The organism is Serratia sp. EWG9 (assembly GCF_019913725.1).
Taxonomy (GTDB): Bacteria; Pseudomonadota; Gammaproteobacteria; order Enterobacterales; family Enterobacteriaceae; genus Serratia; species Serratia ureilytica.
This window is the reverse complement of the sequence record NZ_JADNRO010000006.1, coordinates 18,916-38,117: the sequence shown is the minus strand read 5'-3', so window position 1 is coordinate 38,117 and position 19,202 is coordinate 18,916. Positions and strand designations below refer to the sequence as shown.

The 19,202-nt window shown below is 61.4% G+C and carries 19 protein-coding genes; 6 read left to right on the top strand and 13 right to left on the bottom strand.

Annotation, left to right across the window (positions count from 1 at the left end):
- Positions 1–47 precede the first annotated feature (47 nt).
- The 7 genes from cysA to ITX55_RS14675 form a co-directional block, all read right to left on the bottom strand.
- Positions 48–1,136: a sulfate/thiosulfate ABC transporter ATP-binding protein CysA gene (gene cysA, locus ITX55_RS14705; protein WP_108681685.1), complete on the bottom strand. Its 1,089-nt coding sequence runs from the start codon at positions 1,134–1,136 to the stop codon at positions 48–50.
- Positions 1,126–2,001 carry a sulfate/thiosulfate ABC transporter permease CysW gene (cysW, locus tag ITX55_RS14700; protein WP_108681687.1) on the bottom strand — a complete coding sequence of 292 codons (876 nt, stop codon included), beginning with the start codon at positions 1,999–2,001 and terminating at the stop codon, positions 1,126–1,128. Before cysW ends, cysA begins: the two co-directional genes overlap by 11 nt.
- The gene (cysT, locus tag ITX55_RS14695; RefSeq protein WP_033652561.1) at positions 2,001–2,840 is read right to left on the bottom strand and encodes a sulfate/thiosulfate ABC transporter permease CysT; all 840 of its coding nucleotides are present in this window, start codon (positions 2,838–2,840) and stop codon (positions 2,001–2,003) included. The genes cysW and cysT overlap by 1 nt, the downstream gene beginning before the upstream one ends.
- Positions 2,841–3,863, bottom strand: a complete 1,023-nt coding sequence (locus ITX55_RS14690; protein ID WP_108681689.1) for a sulfate ABC transporter substrate-binding protein — start codon at positions 3,861–3,863, stop codon at positions 2,841–2,843. It abuts the gene before it with no gap.
- A 200-nt stretch (positions 3,864–4,063) separates the two neighbouring features.
- Entirely contained in the window at positions 4,064–4,963 is a 900-nt protein-coding gene (locus tag ITX55_RS14685; RefSeq protein WP_033643968.1) for a Dyp-type peroxidase, read from the bottom strand.
- A gap of 182 nt (positions 4,964–5,145) precedes the next feature.
- Positions 5,146–5,733: an RpoE-regulated lipoprotein gene (locus tag ITX55_RS14680; RefSeq protein WP_004936494.1), complete on the bottom strand. Its 588-nt coding sequence runs from the start codon at positions 5,731–5,733 to the stop codon at positions 5,146–5,148.
- A gap of 157 nt (positions 5,734–5,890) precedes the next feature.
- Positions 5,891–6,355, bottom strand: a complete 465-nt coding sequence (locus ITX55_RS14675) for a DUF2919 domain-containing protein (RefSeq protein WP_108681691.1) — start codon at positions 6,353–6,355, stop codon at positions 5,891–5,893.
- 174 nt (positions 6,356–6,529) lie between these two features.
- Here ITX55_RS14675 and ITX55_RS14670 point away from each other — a divergent pair, with 174 nt between their 5' ends.
- Positions 6,530–6,928, top strand: a complete 399-nt coding sequence (locus ITX55_RS14670) for a YgiW/YdeI family stress tolerance OB fold protein (RefSeq protein WP_108681693.1) — start codon at positions 6,530–6,532, stop codon at positions 6,926–6,928.
- A gap of 42 nt (positions 6,929–6,970) precedes the next feature.
- Here the strand turns inward: ITX55_RS14670 and ITX55_RS14665 are convergent, their stop codons facing one another.
- The gene (locus tag ITX55_RS14665) at positions 6,971–7,396 is read right to left on the bottom strand and encodes a GNAT family acetyltransferase (RefSeq protein ID WP_004936504.1); all 426 of its coding nucleotides are present in this window, start codon (positions 7,394–7,396) and stop codon (positions 6,971–6,973) included.
- A gap of 204 nt (positions 7,397–7,600) precedes the next feature.
- Between ITX55_RS14665 and amiA the strand changes: the two genes are divergently transcribed.
- The 3 genes from amiA to ITX55_RS14650 all read left to right on the top strand — a co-directional run bounded on the left by amiA (position 7,601) and on the right by ITX55_RS14650 (position 9,923).
- Positions 7,601–8,482 carry an N-acetylmuramoyl-L-alanine amidase AmiA gene (gene amiA / locus ITX55_RS14660; RefSeq protein ID WP_033652564.1) on the top strand — a complete coding sequence of 294 codons (882 nt, stop codon included), beginning with the start codon at positions 7,601–7,603 and terminating at the stop codon, positions 8,480–8,482.
- A gap of 65 nt (positions 8,483–8,547) precedes the next feature.
- The gene (gene hemF / locus ITX55_RS14655; protein WP_069100654.1) at positions 8,548–9,468 is read left to right on the top strand and encodes an oxygen-dependent coproporphyrinogen oxidase; all 921 of its coding nucleotides are present in this window, start codon (positions 8,548–8,550) and stop codon (positions 9,466–9,468) included.
- Positions 9,468–9,923, top strand: a complete 456-nt coding sequence (locus ITX55_RS14650; protein ID WP_004936514.1) for a YaiI/YqxD family protein — start codon at positions 9,468–9,470, stop codon at positions 9,921–9,923. The genes hemF and ITX55_RS14650 overlap by 1 nt, the downstream gene beginning before the upstream one ends.
- Before the next feature lie 22 nt (positions 9,924–9,945).
- Here the strand turns inward: ITX55_RS14650 and ITX55_RS14645 are convergent, their stop codons facing one another.
- The 4 genes from ITX55_RS14645 to ITX55_RS14630 form a co-directional block, all read right to left on the bottom strand.
- Positions 9,946–12,186: a TonB-dependent receptor domain-containing protein gene (locus ITX55_RS14645; RefSeq protein WP_223085192.1), complete on the bottom strand. Its 2,241-nt coding sequence runs from the start codon at positions 12,184–12,186 to the stop codon at positions 9,946–9,948.
- 121 nt (positions 12,187–12,307) lie between these two features.
- Positions 12,308–14,434 carry a S9 family peptidase gene (locus tag ITX55_RS14640; RefSeq protein WP_223085191.1) on the bottom strand — a complete coding sequence of 709 codons (2,127 nt, stop codon included), beginning with the start codon at positions 14,432–14,434 and terminating at the stop codon, positions 12,308–12,310.
- A gap of 54 nt (positions 14,435–14,488) precedes the next feature.
- A complete protein-coding gene (locus tag ITX55_RS14635; RefSeq protein ID WP_094143245.1) occupies positions 14,489–15,286 on the bottom strand; it encodes an energy transducer TonB in 798 nt (265 codons plus the stop codon).
- A 102-nt stretch (positions 15,287–15,388) separates the two neighbouring features.
- A complete protein-coding gene (locus ITX55_RS14630) occupies positions 15,389–16,228 on the bottom strand; it encodes a ChaN family lipoprotein (protein ID WP_197793771.1) in 840 nt (279 codons plus the stop codon).
- A gap of 177 nt (positions 16,229–16,405) precedes the next feature.
- On the opposite strand from ITX55_RS14630, the gene mmuP reads away from it, so the two are divergent.
- A complete protein-coding gene (mmuP, locus tag ITX55_RS14625; protein ID WP_046896238.1) occupies positions 16,406–17,815 on the top strand; it encodes an S-methylmethionine permease in 1,410 nt (469 codons plus the stop codon).
- Positions 17,805–18,743 carry a homocysteine S-methyltransferase gene (gene mmuM / locus ITX55_RS14620; RefSeq protein ID WP_072627206.1) on the top strand — a complete coding sequence of 313 codons (939 nt, stop codon included), beginning with the start codon at positions 17,805–17,807 and terminating at the stop codon, positions 18,741–18,743. Before mmuP ends, mmuM begins: the two co-directional genes overlap by 11 nt.
- Positions 18,744–18,938: 195 nt before the next feature.
- On the opposite strand, the gene ITX55_RS14615 is transcribed toward mmuM, so the two are convergent.
- Complete coding sequence (locus ITX55_RS14615) at positions 18,939–19,193, bottom strand: colicin E3-like toxin immunity protein (RefSeq protein WP_047571055.1); 255 nt, start codon at positions 19,191–19,193, stop codon at positions 18,939–18,941.
- Positions 19,194–19,202 lie beyond the last annotated feature (9 nt).

Here is a 19,202-nt window from a genome sequence, read left to right as displayed (position 1 = left end):
AAAAGGCAACCCTGGGGTTGCCTTGAATAAAGGGCTGCTAAAACCTATCAGGCGCTTTTGGCTAACGCAACAGGTTGCAGCAGTTGATCGCCGGCATACAGCCGCGCATTGAGGCTGCCGACGTAATAACGGCCGCCGCGCACCGGCGTGGCGTTGCCTTCCGGCAGCACCACGCTGATCGGTTCCTGGTGCCAGCCGATCGGCTGCACCGTCAACTGCCAGAAATGGCCGCGCGGACTGACTTCCAGCACCTGAACCGGCAGCGGGCAACGTTCGCTGCTTTCGGTCGCCACTTCCATTTCCCACGGGCGCAGGAACAGATCGACGCTGCCCTGGTGCATCGGCTGGAACGACAACGGCCACTGATGCGCGCCGACGAACAGCTGGGAGCCGCGAATTTCGCCGTTCAGGCGGTTCACTTCCCCCATGAATTCCAGCACAAAGCGGCTCGCCGGTTCGCGCATGATGTCGTTCGGCGACCCGACCTGTTCGATATTGCCCTGGCTCATCACCACGATGCGGTCGGCCACTTCCATCGCCTCTTCCTGATCGTGGGTGACGAACACGCTGGTGAATTTCAGCTCTTCATGCAGCTGACGCAGCCAGCGGCGCAGCTCTTTGCGCACCTGCGCATCCAGCGCGCCGAACGGTTCGTCCAGCAGCAGAATCTGCGGTTCCACCGCCAGGGCGCGCGCCAGCGCCACGCGCTGTTTCTGGCCGCCGGACAGCTGCGACGGATAGCGGTTGGCCAGGTGGCCCAGCTGCACCATTTCCAGCAGCTGGGTGACTTTCTGTTTGATCGCCGCGGCGTTCGGGCGCTCGCGGCGCGGCAACACGGTCAGGCCGAAGGCGATGTTGTCGAACACCGTCATGTGGCGGAACAGTGCATAGTGCTGAAATACGAAGCCCACGCGCCTGTCGCGCGCGTGCATGTGGCTGACGTCGGTGCCGTGGAAGCCCAGCTTGCCGCCGCTCTGGCTTTCCAGCCCGGCGATGATGCGCAGCAGCGTGGTCTTGCCGGAACCGGACGGCCCGAGCAGCGCCACCATTTCGCCGGAAGCAATATCGAGCGAGATATCGTTCAATACCTTGGTGCGACCGAAGTACTTGTTGATGCCGTTAATCTCAATGCTCATGATTTTCCTCCCGCTCGAGACGCGCGTTTTGACGTTCCAGACGCCACTGCAGCGCGCTCTTCAAAAATAGGGTAACGATCGCCATCAGGGTCAACAGGGCGGCGGCGGTAAAGGCCCCGACGGTGTTGTAATCCTGCTGCAACAGCTCGACCTGCAGCGGCAGGCTGTAGGTTTCGCCGCGAATCGAACCGGACACCACCGACACCGCGCCGAACTCACCGATGGCGCGCGCGTTGGTCAGCACCAGGCCGTACAGCAGCGCCCAGCGAATGTTGGGCAGCGTCACGCGGCGGAACATTTGCCAGCCGGACGCTCCCAGCAGAATGGCGGCCTCATCTTCCTGGCTGCCCTGGCTGAGCATCATCGGCACCAGCTCGCGCACCACGAAGGGACAGGTGACGAAAATGGTCACCAGCACCATGCCCGGCCAGGAGAACATCACCTGAATGTTATGCGCATCCAGCCAGCCGCCCAGCAGGCCGTTGCTGCCGTAAAACAGCAGGTAAATCAGCCCCGCCACCACCGGTGAAACGGCGAACGGGATATCGATCAGCGTCAGCAACAGCTGGCGGCCGGGGAAGGTGAAGCGCGTCACCAGCCACGCCAGCAACGTGCCGAACACCAGGTTGAACGGCACGGTGATCAGCGCGATCAAGACCGTCAGCCAAATGGCGTGCAGCATGTCCGGATCGAGCAAGTTGCTCCACATCGCGCCGAACCCTTTGGAAAAGGCCTCGGCGAAAATCGATATCATCGGCACCACCAGCAGCAGCGCCGAAAACAGCGTGCCGATGGCGATCAGCGTCCACTTGCCCCAGTTGACGCGCGGGCGCTCGGCGCCGTTGAAGGCGGAAATATCAGCCATCAGTGCCCTCCTCCCAAACGTCTGCCGAAGCGGCTTTGCAATACGTTAATGCTGAACAACAGCAGCAGCGACGCCGCCAGGATCACCGAGGCGATGGCGCTGGCCGCCGGGTAATCGAACTCCTGCAAACGCACAAAAATCATCAGCGAGGTCACTTCCGTCTTCCAGGCGATGTTGCCGGCGATGAAAATCACCGCCCCGAACTCGCCCAGACTACGGGTAAAGGAAATGGCGGTGCCGGCCAGCAGCGCCGGCGCCACTTCAGGCAGCACGACGCGGCGAAAACTCTGCCAGCGCGTGGCGCCCAGCGTCTCGGCCGCCTCTTCGTACTCCGGCCCTAACTCTTCCAGCACCGGCTGCACGGTACGCACCACAAACGGCAGACTGGTGAACGCCATCGCCACCGCGATCCCAAGCCAGGTGAAGGTGACTTTGATGTCGAAGTGCGCCAGCCACTGCCCGTACCAGCCCGTGGTGGAAAACAGACCGGCCAGCGTCAGGCCGGCTACCGCCGTCGGCAGCGCGAACGGCAGGTCGATCAGTCCATCCAGCAGCGAACGGCCGGGAAAGCGGTAGCGCGTCAGGATCCAGGCCATCAGCATGCCGAACACCGCATTGAACAGGCTGGCGACAGCGGCCGCCAGCAGCGTCACTTTATACGCCGCCACCACCTGCGGGTTGGAAATCACTTCCCAATATTGCGCCAGGCTCATCTGCGCCAGCTGCATCACCAGCGCACTGAGCGGCAGCAGCAGGATCAAACAGGTATAAAACAGGCTGCTGCCGAGGCTGAGGCCAAATCCGGGCAGCACCCGCTTACTGGACGACAACGCCAACATTTACTTGCGCCCTGCCGCTAACAGCTGATCCAGCTCGCCGCCGGTGGCGAAGTGGGTTTTCATCACCTGCGGCCAGCCGCCGAATTGATCTTCCACGCGGAACAGTTGGGTGTCCGGGAATTGCCCCTTGGCCGCCGCCATCGCTTTCTGGTCATACACGCGGTAGTAGAAACTGGTGATCACCTGCTGCGCCGCCGGGCTGTAGAGATAGTTCAGATAGGCTTTGGCCGCCTGTTGGGTGCCGTTGCGCGCGACGTTTTTGTCGACCCAGGCCACCGGGAACTCCGCCAGAATATCGACCGGCGGCACGATCACTTCGTACTTGTCTTCACCGTATTGCTTGCGGATGTTGTTCACTTCGGACTCGAAGCTGATCAGCACGTCGCCCAAACCGCGCTCGACGAAGGTGGTGGTCGCGCCGCGGCCGCCGGTATCGAACACCAACACGTTTTTCAGGAAACGGGTCATGAAGGCGCGGGTCTTGGCCGCATCGTTGCCGTCGGCCTGGCTGGCGGCGCCCCAGGCGGCCAGATAGGTGTAACGGCCGTTGCCGGAGGTTTTCGGGTTCGGGAACACCAGCTTCACGTCGTCACGCACCAGATCGTTCCAGGTGTGGATGCCCTTCGGGTTGTCCTTGCGCACCAGAAACGCCATGGTGGAATAGAACGGCGAGCTGTTGTTCGGCAGACGCGACTGCCAGTCCGCCGGGATCAGCTGCCCGCGATCGTGCAGGATCTGTACGTCGGTGACCTGGTTGTAGGTCACCACGTCGGCGCGCAGGCCCTGCAGGATCGCCAACGCCTGCTTCGACGAGCCGGCGTGCGATTGTTTGATGGTCAGCTTGTCATTCGGATGCTGCTGATTCCACTGCTGTTCAAAGCCGGGATTCAGCGCGACGAACAATTCACGGGAAACGTCATAAGAGCTGTTCAGCAATTCCGCCGCCGACGCGGCGCCGCTCGCCAACAGCGCAGCCGCCAGCCAACCTTTCAGCACGAGATTTTTAACCCGGTTTTGTTTCATTCTGCACCTTATCACTGAGTCATTCCTTCAGGCTTTCGCCTTATTGACGACCAGTGTATTTATAACTCGGTGCGGAGCTGTAACGCTTTTATATACCGTTTAGTGATTTACAAGCATCAAACGCTATAAGGCAGGCAATGCGAGGCGTTTTGGGGCGGGAAAACAGACCGAAGCCGGACGCGCCGGCTTCGGCAACGGCGTCAAAGTGACAGCAGGCGCGTCAGCGATGGCGCAAAGTAGTAGCTGCCGGTGACCGCACGGCTGAAACGCAGCATCGCGTCGCGTTTGCCGTCCAGATCGCCGAACATGCTCAGCAGTTGCTGCTCGATATTGTGCAGGCGCGCGCAATAGGCGATGAAGAACAGGCCGTGCTTGCCGCTGGCGGTGCCGTAAGGCAGGCTCTGGCGCAGAATTTTCAGGCCTTTGCCGTTCTCTTTCAGATCGACGCGGCTGACGTGGGAGGTATCCGGGCGCCGATCCGCCGGCAGCTCTTCGCTGTCGTGCTTGGTGCGGCCGATGATCTGCTCCTGCTGTTCGGTGGTAAAGCGCTGCCACTGGCGCAGGTTGTGCTCGTAGCGTTGCACCAGCACGTAGCTGCCACCAGCGTCCTCTTCACCTTCGGCGATCGTCGCCACTGCCGGGCGTTGGTCGCCCTGCGGGTTTTCGGTGCCGTCGATGAAGCCGCTCAGATCGCGCTCTTCCACCCAGCGGAAACCGTGGGTTTCTTCCTCAATCTTGATGACGTTGCCGAACGCCGCCAGCGCGGCCTGCGCCAGCGTGAAGTTGACGTCGTGGCGCAGCGACTGGATGTGGATCAGCATATCGCGCTGGGTGGCCGGCGCCAGCCCTTTGCCGAGCGGCGTGAATGGCTTCAGCTCTTTCGCGCCCTGGCCGCTGGAGAGATCGTGCCAGACGTCGTAGCCGAAAGCGATCACCGCGCCGAGGCGCGCATCGGGGAACTGCTGCTGCAGCTCGCTCAGCGTCTGACAAAACTGTTTGCAGCCCTGGCGCAAATCGGCGAATTCGCCCTGTACGCTGGCTTCCATAAAAATGGCGAAACGGCAGTGCTCCAGCAGAATGCCGCTCTGAACCTGTGTCATGTTGTTATCCTCAATACCAGAATCCGGCAACAGGTAAGGTATGGCGGTTGACGCGCGGGGTCCCTGTTACAAACGCGCGCTATCATACCGCAAGCACAGGCGATTGCCTTGCAGCAGCGCAAAGAAAATAGGGGTAATGATTTGGACAAGCAGGCGCCGGGAACCGGCGCCCGTTGAACGCGTTACTGCTGCGGCTTGGCGTGCCAAATGATTTTGCTGACCGTCCAGCTTTTCAGGGTGTCGTCCGGCGGGATGATATCCTGCGCGCCGGCCCACTTGCCGCTGAAGATGTAGGTGACGTATTTGCTCTGCTCCGCCACGCACTCCACTTTACCGGCGTCTTCGCCGCTGCCCGGCTTACAGGAGCCGAACGCCTTGCTGTACATGTCGCCGAACGGCGTGCCGAGCTTGTTGCCCCACTCCGTCGCCACTTTCGGATCCAGCACGTCCACCCGCTGCAGGCGCCCTTTCGGTTCGCCGGTGATCACCAGCTTCACCTCGTCGCCGGACAGCGCCTGATAATAAGAGACGATCTGGCCGTTGTTGGTCGCCATGCCGCCGCGCAGGCGGTAGTTGCCGTCCAGCCCGTCGTTGATGGCGCTTTCCGACATCGGCGTGCCGGCGTTGAGCTTGCCGACGCCCTTGGCGCCGACTTCCAGGCTGCTGCCGAACCAGTTGAACGGCGACAGGCTGGACCAGGAGAAATTGGACATGCTCGAACAGCCGGTCAGTAACAGCGGAAGCCCTAACAACAGGGGGCGAATATTCATCTCTAGCTCCTTAGACATCAATGGCACGGGGCGGGTCACCCGCTCCTGCCGCATTCGGCGTTTTGCTGCGTGCCAGCCTCTCACAACGGCCCGCACTACGCCAACGGTTGCCAGCTTGGAGTGCGGAAAATGCGAAAAGTGCCGCACTTCTCGGCAATTAGTCGGCGCGCTCCGCCGACGCGAAACAGGCTTTCAGACGTGCGTTCAGCAGCAGATAGCTCAGCGCCAGCGCGTCGAGCAGCGCCAACGTCAGCTCCAGCCCCGGCGCATCGCCATCCTGGCGCCACAGGCTGAACAGCGAGCCGCCGAACGACGCCAGCAGCGAGACAGCCAGCCCCCAGCGCCAACCGCGCCACAGCCGCGGCCATTGGTGGCGACGGCCGCTCAGCAAAAACGCCAGCGCCGCCGGCAGACCGAGCAGCATGCCGTACCAAAAGCGTTGGGTATCCGGATAAAACAACGCCAACAAGCTTTCGCCCTGCTCGCGCGAAGCGCCGGCCATCACGAACAACAGCCAGGTGCGCGCCTGCAAAATCAGCACGGCCCAAAATCCCAGCGGCAGCCGCAGCGCGCCGTGCTGATCGTAATCGTCCGGGGAAAACCGGGGTGAGAATGGCTTCAACGCTCGTTCCTTGCCAACAGAATAAAGACTATGGCTACAGATGGGCGCCGGCGATGGGAATTTCAATGCGTCGACTTAAGAAGCTCTTAAGATCGGTGTGTTTTAATCCTTATCACTAAGCAAGCCCCCGATATCAGCGGGATGTGATTTTCAATAACGATAAGGAAGCGCAACATGAAAAAACTGACTCTGGCCGCTCTGATCGCGCTGTGCAGCGCACCGATACTGGCGCAACAAGGCGGGTTCCTCGATCCGGCCGCGCCGCAGGCGCAAACGCAACCCGCTCCGCAGGGCGGTTTCTCCGGCCCCAGCGCGGCGCTGACCACCGTGGACAAGGTGAAATCGCTGAGCGACGACACCTGGGTGATGCTGCAAGGCAACATCGAGCAGCGCATCGGCGACGATACCTACACCTTCCGCGACGCCACCGGCACGCTGACGGTCGAGATCGATCGCAAGCGCTGGAACGGCCAAACCGTCACGCCGAAAGACAAGGTGCAGCTGGAAGGCAAAGTGGATAAAGACTGGAGCAGCGTGGAAGTGGACGTGAAAACCGTTAAAAAGCTGCCGTAATGCGTTGCGGCGGGCGGGGCAACGCCGCCGCCCGCCGCTCGATCAATATTCCTGATCTTCGATCAGCCGCTTGCCCAGGCTGGTGATGCCCTGGATCTCGTAGCCGAGCTTCTCGTACATCTCGACCACCGTGTCGTTGTCTTCGCGCACCATAATCTGGATCTTCGGGCAGCCGCGAGCGATCAGCTTCTTCTCCAGACGATTGATCAACGCATTGGCGATGCCGCGCCCACGATAGTCGGGATGCACCCCGAGGTAATACGCCGAGCCGCGGTGGCCGTCATAGCCGCCCATCACCGAACCGACCACTTCGCCGCCGACTTCCGCCACCAGGAACAGCTCAGGATCGTGGTTCAGCTTGCGCTCGATGTCCATTTCCGGATCGTTCCAGGGCCGCAGCAGATCGCAGCGCTCCCACAGGGTAATGACTTCTTCAAAGTCGTCTTGTCGAAATACGCGAATTTCCATCGATGTTGGCCGCTGTTAATTAAGGTGTTTATCTGATTATCGCGTGATTATTCACTTACGCAATATCAAACTGCGATTTACCGCGCTATTTGCCCCGAAATCGCCGGTAACAGGCGTAATAAATGGAAATAGTTATCGGGTCGATTAATGATTATCAATACGATATAACGTCGCGAAATAGAATCGTCGATGGAGCGTTGCGTAATGAAAAAGCAGGGTAAACAATTCCTCAATTTTAAGCCGCTTGCCGTTTCCCCGACGCGACGCCAACTGTTGCTTTCCGGCCTGGCGGTAGCGCTGTTCGGCGTGAAAAACCCAAGCGCCAAGGCGGAAGGCATGCTGCGCAATCAGCACAGCAAACCGGCGGCGAAACCGGCCGGCGGCAAAAAGCGGGTGATGATCGATCCCGGCCACGGCGGCATCGACTCCGGCGCGGTCGGCCACGAAGGTTCGCAGGAAAAACACATCGTGCTGGAAATCGCCAACCACGTGCGCCGTTTCCTGCATGAGCACGATCACATCGAGGCGCGCCTGACGCGCGAAGAAGACGAATTCATTCCGCTGTTCCAGCGGGTGGAGATCGCCCACCAGCACCAGGCCGATCTGTTCATTTCCATTCACGCCGACGGTTTTACCAGCCCGTCGGCCTCCGGCGCTTCGGTATTCGCCCTCTCCAACCGCGGCGCCAGCAGCGCCATGGCGCGCTACCTGTCCAACCGTGAAAACGCCGCCGACGACGTAGCGGGCGGCAAATACAAGGATCAGGACAACTACCTGCAGCAGGTGCTGTTCGATCTGGTGCAAACCGACACCATCAACAACAGCCTGACGCTCGGCCGCCACGTGCTCGGCCAAATTCGTCCGGTACACCATCTGCACAGCGACAGCACCGAACAGGCGGCGTTCGCGGTGTTGAAATCCCCGTCCATTCCCTCGGTGCTGGTAGAAACCTCGTTCATCACCAACCCGAACGAAGAACGGCTGCTGGGCACCACCGCGTTTCGCGAGAAAATCGCCCGCGCCATCGCGGACGGCATCGTCAACTTCTTCGACTACTTCGACGCACACCAACGCAAACCCCGCTGATGCCGCGGGCGGCGAATAAGAGTATACTCAGCGCCTTGTTCAGCCAGACGCTATAAAGACCCCGCATGAGTTTACCTAACATCGCTGAAGTAAAATCCTTCCTGCTGGCGCTGCAGGATCATATCTGCGCGCAGCTCGCCCAGGCCGATGGCGGCGCCGTGTTCACCGAAGACCAATGGACGCGTGAAGAAGGCGGCGGTGGCCGCAGCCGCGTGCTGACCAACGGCGCGGTGTTCGAACAGGCGGGGGTCAACTTCTCGCACGTCTCCGGCGCCACCCTGCCGGCCTCGGCGACCGCGCACCGTCCGGAACTGGCCGGGCGCAGCTTCCAGGCGATGGGCGTCTCCCTGGTTATCCATCCGCTCAGCCCCTACGTGCCCACCAGCCACGCCAACGTACGCTTTTTCATCGCTGAAAAGCCGGGCGAAGCGCCGGTGTGGTGGTTCGGCGGCGGTTTTGACCTGACGCCGTTCTACGGTTTCGCAGAGGATGCCGTGCACTGGCACCGCACCGCGGCCGAGCTGTGCGCGCCGTTCGGCGACGAGGTCTACCCCAAATATAAACAGTGGTGCGACGATTACTTTTTCATCAAGCATCGCAACGAAGCGCGCGGCATCGGCGGCCTGTTCTACGACGATCTTAACACCCCGGATTTCGACCATTGTTTCGCCTTCACCCGCGCGGTGGGCCAGGGCTTCCTCGACGCCTACCTGCCGATCGTCGAAAAACGCAAGGCCTTGACCTGGGGCGAGCGCGAGCGCCAGTTCCAGCTGTATCGCCGCGGCCGCTATGTGGAGTTCAACCTGGTGTGGGATCGCGGCACGCTGTTCGGGCTACAAACCGGCGGGCGCACCGAGTCCATCCTGATGTCGATGCCGCCGTTGGTGCGTTGGGAATATAACTACCAGCCGGACGCCGACAGCCCGGAAGCGGCGCTGGCGCGCGATTTCCTGCCGGTGCGCGACTGGCTGCGGGAGACGAAATGATGCAGATTTGGGTCGATGCGGACGCCTGTCCGAACGTGATCAAGGAAGTGCTGTTCCGCGCCGCCGATCGCACCGCCATCACCGTGACGCTGGTGGCGAACCAACCGCTGCGCACGCCGCCGTCGAAGTACATCCGTTCGCTGCAGGTGGCGGCCGGCTTCGACGTGGCCGATAACGAGATCGTGCGCCGCTGCGAAGCGGGCGATCTGGTGATCACCGCCGACATTCCGCTGGCAGCGGAGGTGATTGAGAAAGGCGCGGTGGCGCTGAACCCGCGCGGCGAACGCTATACGCCGGACACCATTCGCGAGCGCCTCAACATGCGCGATTTTATGGATACCCTGCGCGCCAGCGGCATTCAGACCGGCGGCCCGAACGCCCTGAACCAGCGCGACCGCCAGCAGTTCGCCAACGAGCTGGACAAATGGCTGCTGCAGGCGAAACGGGCGCAGTGACTGCGCCCTGCTCTGCTGCGGTTTAGAAGCGCACCTCCCCGCCGAAGATATAGGTGCGCCCACGGGCGGTGTTGGTCGGCGTCTCATACTGCGACTGCGACGGCAGCGAGTTCATCTTGTTCAGCGCGTCCGAATAGTCTCTGTCCATCAGGTTTTGCACGCTGAGCTTCAGCAGCAGATTGCGATTCACCTGATAGGTGCCGTACAGATCGATAATGGTCGGAATATGCGGCGCCGGCTCCTTCAGCAACTGCTCATTCTCATCGTAATCAGAGTCTGGCGACAGACGCACCGACTTGCCGGTGTATTTCACCACCCCGCCCAGCGTCAGTTTTTCGTCCAGCAGGCGCACCCCGCTGTCCAGCGTGAAGTAGAATTCCGGCAGCTCGCTGATATCGCCCGCGCCGAATACGTTGCTGGCCTGGTTGGTCGGCTGGGAGGTATGCTCCTTGCTTAACGACAGTTTGGTGAAGGCGAAACCGGCGTCGTACAGCGCTTCAAGCTCCACCCCGCGCGTTTTGACCGGATCGGGAGCATTGCTGTACATGGTCATGCTGACGTTGATGTCCGCGTTATCCCACTCTTCCTGCGTCGCCTGCGAACGGTTGCACTTCTGACGGTTTTTACACACCAGGTAGGTTTGGCTGGATATGTAGTTTTTGATCTTGGTTTCGAAATAGACCGCTTTCAGTTGGAAGCTGTCCTGCTTGAACAACAGATCGTGGGCATTGGCGTTGAACCCGCCCTGCCAGGTCTCCGCTTTTTCACCCTTCAGGAACGGGTTCATCGACTGGCCGCCGCTGTTGGCGAAGAACACTTCCTGGATATTCGGCCCGCGCATCGACTTGCTGTAGCTGACGAACGGCTGCAGCCACGGCGTCACCTGCGCCGACAGCATGACCGACGGGTTGAAGCCGTGTTCGTTGCGGTTGATAGTGCCGGCGCCCTGAGGGAAGCACTCTACGCGCTCATCACAGGCCGGCTTGTAGCCGGAGAGGCGATAGGCGGTGTAGTTCAGGTCGAAATTTCCCTGCCAAATGCCGTAGTTGGCCTGCAACCCACTGTACAGGCTGGAGATATCTTGTTTGCCGGCAATGCCCACCGGCATGCTTTCCGCCTGATCCTGATCCGTCACCAGCCCGGATGCCTTTTTCTTATACTCGTTGCGCACCAGCTTGCCGCCGTAGCTGAAGGCGAAATCAATATCCCGCAGGCTGAAACGGCTGGTGTTGTTGATATCCAGCGCATCGGAAATGTTTTTCGCCGTGCTGTCGCTGAACCCCGCCATGTTGTTGGACATGAACTTCTGCTCATCGCGACTGGTGCTGGCGGTCAATTTGAAATCGATCAGTTCCGAGAACGGCGCGTAGTGGTATTTGAGGTAAAAATCGTCGCTGTCGATGTGGCGGCGGGTGATTTTATTCTGGTAGCTGCGCGCCGACAGTTCGATGCTGTTGAAGGCATCCGGCTTGATGTCCACTTTGAACAGCTGGGATTTCGGGTTCTGGCGGTAGGTTTTATCGACGTTGAACATCTCGCTGTCGAAACCGGCGCCGTTTTTGTAGTTAGAGGTGATGGAGCTGCCGCTGATCGCCGCCATCGCCCCCAGGCTGCCGCCGTCGGCAAAGGCGGCAGTTTTGGCGCCCACGGCGATCATGCCGCTGCGGCCGATGCCGTTATTGCCCACCGAGAACTTGGTGCGTACGCCGAACGGGTTATCGGAAAACACCACGTCATCCACGCCGATGGTGCGGAAATTGGCGCTGCCCGCCAAGGCATTCACCCCGTCGGAACCGGTGGCGTTGCCGCGCGCCACATCGACGCCGACGATAAAGTTAGGATCGATCAGCGCCCCGAACTGGCTGGTGGGCATGCCGCCGTGCGCTGCATCGCTCGGGGAGTTGCCGTAGTAGTTTTGCGTGATGCCGTCGACCATGGTGTTGACCCGGCCGAAGCCGCTCAGGCCGCGAATATTGACGCTGACCGATCCCTGACCGGGGTCGATCTGGGTATAGGTGCCCGGCATGCTGCGCAGAATGCTGTCCACCGACTCCAGATTTTGGTTCTCGTCGCGCGAGCTGAACGCGCCTGGCCTCGCCAACGCGTCTTTTTCGCTGCTTTTGCCGCCGTCGGCGGCCGAGACGTTGAGCGGGCTGAACGCCACGCTGCCTTTATTATTTTCCGCCTGTTCCTGCGCGGCCACAGCCTGCCCGTGCAGCACCAGTCCCGCGCCGATCAGGCTCGCTATCATTTTAATTTTCATATATCCCCAGAAATAGCCAATAAGGTTTGATGGCCGACAATGCCCAGCAAAAAGCCCGCCGAAAGCGCGGTAAAAGATTGTTATTGTTTTATTGCGCCGCAGCGTGCCGCGGCGCTGAAGGTTATTTCTGCGCCTGCCGATCCGCCGCCAAAATAAAGGCGTACTCCAGCGCGCCGTTTTCCAGCCGCGCCAGGCGGCCCGATTTGCCACCGTGGCCGGCGGTCATGTCGGTGGAGAGCAGCAGCAGCGAATCGCCCTGTTTGAAATGCCGCAGCTTCGCCACCCATTTGGCCGGCTCCCAATACTGCACCTGCGAATCGTATAAACCGCTGGTGACCAGCAGGTTCGGGTAACGCTGTTTGCGCACGTTGTCATACGGGCTGTAGGACTTCATCAGCGCATAGGCGGCCGGCTGGTGCGGGTTGCCCCACTCCTCGTATTCGCCGGTAGTGAGCGGAATGCTGTCGTCCAGCATGGTGGTCACCACGTCGACGAACGGCACCTGCGCCACCACCGCGTTGTAGAGCTGCGGCGCCTGATTGATCACCGCCCCCATCAGCAAACCGCCGGCGCTGCCGCCCATGGCGTAGATGCGCCCCGGCTGGCCGTAGCCGCCGTTGATCAGCGCCTGGGTGGCGTCGATGAAATCGTTGAAGCTGTTCGGTTTGTGCGTCAGCTTGCCCTGTTTGTACCAGCTCTGCCCCAGTTCGCCGCCGCCGCGCACGTGGATCAGCGCATAGACGAAGCCGCGATCCAGCAGGCTGATGCGGTTGGCGCTGAACGCCGGATCCATGCTCATGCCGTAAGCGCCGTAGCCGTACACCAACAGCGGGTTATGCCCGTTTTTGAACAGCGACTTGCGGTACACCAGCGAGACCGGCACCTTCACGCCGTCGCGCGCCGCGACCCAGATGCGCTCGCTGTGATACAGGCTCGGATCGACGCCTTTCACTTCCTGCTGCTTGAGCAGAGTGCGCTCGCCCTTGTTCAGATCCCACTCATAGGTGCGGGTCGGCGTGGTCATCGCCGAATAGCCGTAGCGCAAACGATCGCTGTCCGGCTCGGGGTTATAGCCCAGCCAGGCCATGTAGCTGGCGTCGTCGAACGGGATGGCGCGCTCGGTTTTGCCGTCCCAGCTGATTTGCCGCAGCTGCACCAGCCCGTTGGCGCGTTCCTGCACCACCAGCCAATCGCGGAACAGGCTGAAGCTTTCCACCTCGTGCTGCGCCTGCGGCGCAATCAGCGTCTGCCAGGGGTTGCCCGCCGCCGCCGTGCGGTACAGGCCGAAGTTCGGATCCTGATGGTTGGAACGCAGATAGAACTCGCCGCGGTAGTGATCGAGATAATACTCGCGGCCGTTTTGCCGGGCGGCGAACAGCTGAGGCTCGCGCTGCGGCTGGTTGGCGTCGATCAGGCGCACTTCGGACGTGGTGTTGCCGCTGATGGTCAGAATCAGGTAATCGCGCGAAGAAGAACGGCCGAGGCTGAGGTAGAACGCCGGATCGTTTTCCTGATACACCAGTTTATCTTCCGCCGGCGGCGTGCCGTACTGATGGCGGTAGACCTGGTACGGCAGCAGCGTTTGCGGGTGGTTGCGCACGTAGAACAGGGTTTGGCTGTCGTTGGCCCACACCATGTTGCCGGAGGTGTTTTCCAGCGTTTCCGGCGACCAGCGTTCGCTGTCTATCTCGCGCAGGGAGATGCGGTATTGGCGGCGGCCCTGCAGATCTTCGGCCACCGCCAGGCGGCGGTTGTCCAAGCTCACGTCCAGCGCCCCCAGGCGATAATAGGCATGGCCGGCCGCGCGCTGATTGGCGTCCAGTAAGGTTTGCCACGGCGCGTCGGCGGTGAGCGCCTGGCGCTGATACCGCGCGAAATCTTTACCGGCGGCGTAGCTTTCCTGATAGCGATAGCCGTTGAGCTGATACGGCACCGAACGATCGTCAGGGTTCATGCGGCCCAGCATCTCCTGATACAGCGTGGCGCGCAGCTTCTGGTACGGCGCCATCATCTGCTCGGTGTAGCGGTTCTCCGCCTTCAGGTAGTCCAGCACCTTCTGATCTTTTCGGCTGTCGTCGCGCAGCCAGTAGTAATCGTCGGTACGCGTCTCGCCGTGGGCCGTCAGCGCTTTCGGCGCCCGTTCCGCCAACGGCGGCTGCGGTTGCGCCAGCGCGGCGCCGGCGATGCCTAAAGAAAGCCAGAGCGCGGCCGCGATGCGACGGCGCGGGGTAAATAACAGCGGATTCATAATCCCTCACGAAGTTTGAAGAGCCGGACGGCGGCGCTGCCGCGTCTGCGGGCATTAACGGCGGGCATTCAGCTCCGCCAGATTGAAATCGATCGGCATCCTTACCCTGACGGCCCCCTGCTGCAGCATCTCCGGCGGCGGCGGCGGCAACGGCTGCGCGCGCGACACCACCGCCACCGCTTCCCGATCCAGCGACGCGGTGCCGGAACGGATCTGCAGGGTCACGTTCGACACCCGCCCCTGCGCATCGACGCTAAAACTGACCTGCGGCATGCCGCTGCGCCGGCGGTTGCGGGCATCCAGGGGATACTCTTTGATGCGGTTCAGTTTGCCCTTCACCAGGCTCTCCCACGACAGCTTGGCCTGCGCGTTGCTGTTGGCGTCGCTGTTAATCGGGGCGGCGGTTTGGTGAGAGAGCGTCTGCGCCTGCGGCGCGGCGGCGCTGGACGCGGCGGCGTTGCGCGTCTCTTTCGCCTGTTCCTGCGGCTTCGGCTGCGCTTTTTGCGGGGGACGGTGCTCGGCGCGCTTCTTGTCCGCCGTCACGATCTTCGCTTTATCGGCGCGCGCCAGCTTGGGCAGATCCGGCTGTTGCTGCTGCTCCGCCGGCTGCGCCGCAGCGGATTCCGCCTGCTGCACGCCCAGCGGCAACGGTTTGCTTTCCGGCGCTTCAATCTGCGCCGCCCAGCTCATCATCACCGCCGGCGGCGGCAGCTCGACCGGCTCGAGCGCCGTCTGCGGCCAATAAAACAGCAGAACCAACGCCGCGTGCGCCGCCAGGGCGAGCAGCAAGCCGCGCGCCCAGCGCGGCTGCGGCAGCGCAAAGGCCGGAGGGGGATAAGACTGACTTAACATAGGGGCATTAGCTTACTTAATTGCGAATGATTGCAGATCACATTTACTAATGATAATCATTTGCAACTATAATTAACACCCCTTTTCACTGCCTTAACGTATTCATTTCACTGATGGTGTGATCCACAGGTAGTCCGCCGTGTGCGCGTCAACCTGTACGCCCGGCTCCGCCAGCATCAGCACCGTCGGCGCCGCCGCCGGTTGCAGATCCCGCACGTGCAGCGGCACGCCCACCGATTTGGCGGCGTGATAACCGCCGGCGATCAATAGCGCGGGCGTCGGCGCCGCCAGCAGGCGCTCCGCCATGCGCCTATCGCGCTGCTGCTGGATCGCCAGCATCGCATGCAGCTGCGCGGCCTCAATCTGGCCGCCGTGCGAAGTGCGGATAGTCTCTTCCAGCGCCTTGCGCACCGCCGGCTGCGACGAGAGCTGCCCCGCCGGGAACTGCGGCTGCTGATAGAACGCCGCGATCTCGCTGCGATCCAGGTTGGCCGACCACAGCGGGTAAGGCGCGCGCATCGCCGCCATCGTCACCCCGCCATACAGCGCCCATTTCCAGCCCGGCTGCCAGGCGATCAGCTCCGCCACGCGGCCGTCACGCACCGTGGGATCGCTCTGCAGCCACTGCTTGACTTTGTCGACCTGCGCCTGCTGGTTCGGGTTGATCATCTCCATCAGCACGCTACCCTGCGGCCGCCGTTGCGGCAGCTGCTGCACCAGCCATTGCTCAATCTGATGGTGGTAAGGATTGTCATGCTTTTCCCCGACGATCACCCGCGGCTGCTGCGCCAACCGCGTCAACAGCTGCTCGGGCGTCAGGGTCGCGCCGCTGTGCAGATCGGTGATATTCCCCAGGCTCGCGACGTCGCTGGCCGGCGTCTTCACCGGCGTTTGGCTGCAGGCGCCGAGCGCCAACGCCGCCAATAAAATCAGATATCTCATCATGTTGCCCCATTAGCGAAAATGGCGACATTATAGATAATAATTATCATTTGCATATAGATCTGGCCTGACGATTTTTTTACGCGGCGATCGCCGGTGACGCATTGCGTTGAAACGGCATTGCGGGTATAACCAATAGCCATTCAGATATTTAGACGTCTATACGGATAGATTATTATGCACTCATCGGCGCCCGCCGCAGGGCAGTTCAAACGCAGCATGAAGGCCCGGCATCTGGTGATGCTGTCGCTGGGCGGCGTGATCGGCACCGGGCTGTTTTTCAATACCGGCTACATCATCTCCACCACCGGGGCGCTCGGCACGCTGCTGGCCTACCTGATCGGCGCGCTGGTGGTGTATCTGGTGATGCTGTGCCTGGGCGAGCTGTCGGTGGCGATGCCGGAAACCGGCGCCTTTCACGTCTATGCTTCGCGCTATCTGGGGCCGGCCACCGGCTATGCCGTCGCCTGGCTGTATTGGCTCACCTGGACGGTGGCGCTGGGCTCCAGCCTGACCGCGGCCGGATTCTGCATGCAGTACTGGTTCCCGCAGTCGCCGGTGTGGCTGTGGTGCCTGATCTTCTGCGCGGCCATTTTCCTGCTCAACGTCGTGACCACCCGTTTTTTTGCCGAAAGCGAATTCTGGTTTTCGCTGATCAAAGTGGTGACCATTCTGGCGTTCATCATTCTGGGCGGCGCCGCCATGTTCGGCCTGCTGCCGATGAAAGACGGCACCCCGGCGCCGTTCCTGCACAACCTGACCGCTTCCGGCTGGCTGCCGCACGGCACGCTGCCGATCCTGATGACCATGGTGGCGGTGAACTTCGCTTTCTCCGGCACGGAGCTGATCGGCATCGCCGCCGGTGAAACCGAGAACCCGGAGAAAGTCGTGCCGCTGGCGATCCGCACCACGGTGATCCGCCTGATGCTGTTCTTTATCGGCACGGTGTTTGTGCTGGCGGCGTTGATCCCGATGGATCAGGCGGGGATCGTCAAAAGCCCGTTCGTGCTGGTGTTTGAACGCATCGGCGTGCCTTACGCCGCCGATATCTTCAACTTCGTGATCCTGACCGCCATCCTGTCGGCGGCCAACTCCGGCCTGTACGCCTCGGGGCGCATGCTGTGGTCGCTGGCCCACCAGCGCACCCTGCCGGCCTACTTTGCGCGCGTCAATGCGCGCGGCATTCCGATCAACGCCCTGACCTTCAGCATGCTCGGCGGCGTGCTGGCGCTGCTGACCAGCGTGATCGCGCCGGATACGGTGTTCGTCGCCCTGTCGGCGATCTCCGGCTTTGCGGTGGTGGCGGTGTGGCTGAGCATCTGCGCCGCCCACTATGCTTTCCGCCGCGCCTATCTGCGCAGCGGCCAGCCGATAAGCGGCCTGAAATACCGCGCGCCCGGCTATCCATTGACGCCGATCCTCGGCTTTGCGCTGTGCCTGCTGGCCTGCATCGGGCTGGCGTTCGATCCGGAGCAGCGCATCGCGCTCTACTGCGGCCTGCCGTTCGTCGCCCTGTGCTATCTCACCTATTTCCTGACCCGGCGCGCCGGGCAAAAAAACGCTTTGGGAGAACAACATGTCGGTTAACAACCCCGTCGCTCGTTTGCTGGCCGAACGGCCGACGCTGATCCTGGACGGCGCGCTGGCCACCGAGCTGGAAGCGCGCGGCTGCGATCTGACCGATCCGCTGTGGTCGGCCAAGGTGCTGATTGAAAATCCCGAGCTTATCTATCAGGTACACCTCGATTATTTCAACGCCGGCGCCCAGTGCGCTATCACCGCCAGCTATCAGGCCACGCCGCAGGGCTTCTCGCGCCGCGGCCTGGATCAGGCTCAGTCGCTGGCGTTGATCGCCAAAAGCGTGCAGCTGGCGCAGCGCGCGCGCCGCGATTATCTGGCCGCGCACCCGCAGGCGGCGCCGCTGTTGATCGCCGGTTCGGTGGGCCCGTACGGCGCCTATCTGGCCGACGGCTCGGAATACCGCGGCGACTACCGGCTGGCGCAGGATGACTTCATTGCCTTCCACCGCCCGCGCATCGCCGCGCTGGCCGCCGCCGGCGTCGATCTGCTGGCCTGCGAAACGCTGCCGTCGTTTGCTGAACTGCAGGCGCTGCTGACGCTGCTGCAGGAGTTCCCGACGCTCGGCGCCTGGTTCGCCTTCACCCTGCGCGACAGCCAACACCTCAGCGACGGCACGTCGCTGACGGAGGTCCTGTCCGCGCTGCGCGGTAACCCGCAGGTGCTGGCCATCGGCATCAACTGCATCGCGCTGGACAAGGTCGCCCCGGCGCTGCGTCAGCTGAGCGCGCTGGCCGACAAACCTCTGCTGGTCTACCCGAACTCCGGCGAGCACTACGATGCGGTGAGCAAAACCTGGCACGCCTGCGGCGGCGAGCACGGCAGCCTGGCCGATCAGGCGACGGCGTGGCGCGCGCTCGGCGCACAATTGATTGGCGGCTGTTGCCGCACCACCCCGCAGGATATTCGCGCCATCGCCGCGCGCTGCAAGGCATGAGAAAGGGAGTTATTCGGTTAGCCGGCACAGTTGCTCCGCGGCTTGTTCAACGTTGAGGCGGCCTTGGGTGGCCTCGACAGTATAGTACAGGCAATAAATTAAACATCGAATCAGTTTGGATGTCTAAACCGCATAACAAAACGCTCGACAATACTTAAATTGTCGAGCGGAGTAGATGCTAATGATATTTTTCTATTACCATTTATCTCTATAATTGAATGAAAGGAAGTAGTCAAATTTCTCGGTCGATATCTTACTTGTGAAATAGGGTTGAATCAAAGCTACCCAGCTCTCCTTTACATCAAACTCACCATTATTCATTGTATCGTCCAAGGGGAGGCCTAAAGCATCGATGAGAGAGTCATCGTCCCCAAAATCTTTTGAATACTCTTCTCCCTTAAAATCATCATTATTTTTGTCAAACCATGTAAGACGTAATTTTAATCCCATGACACTATC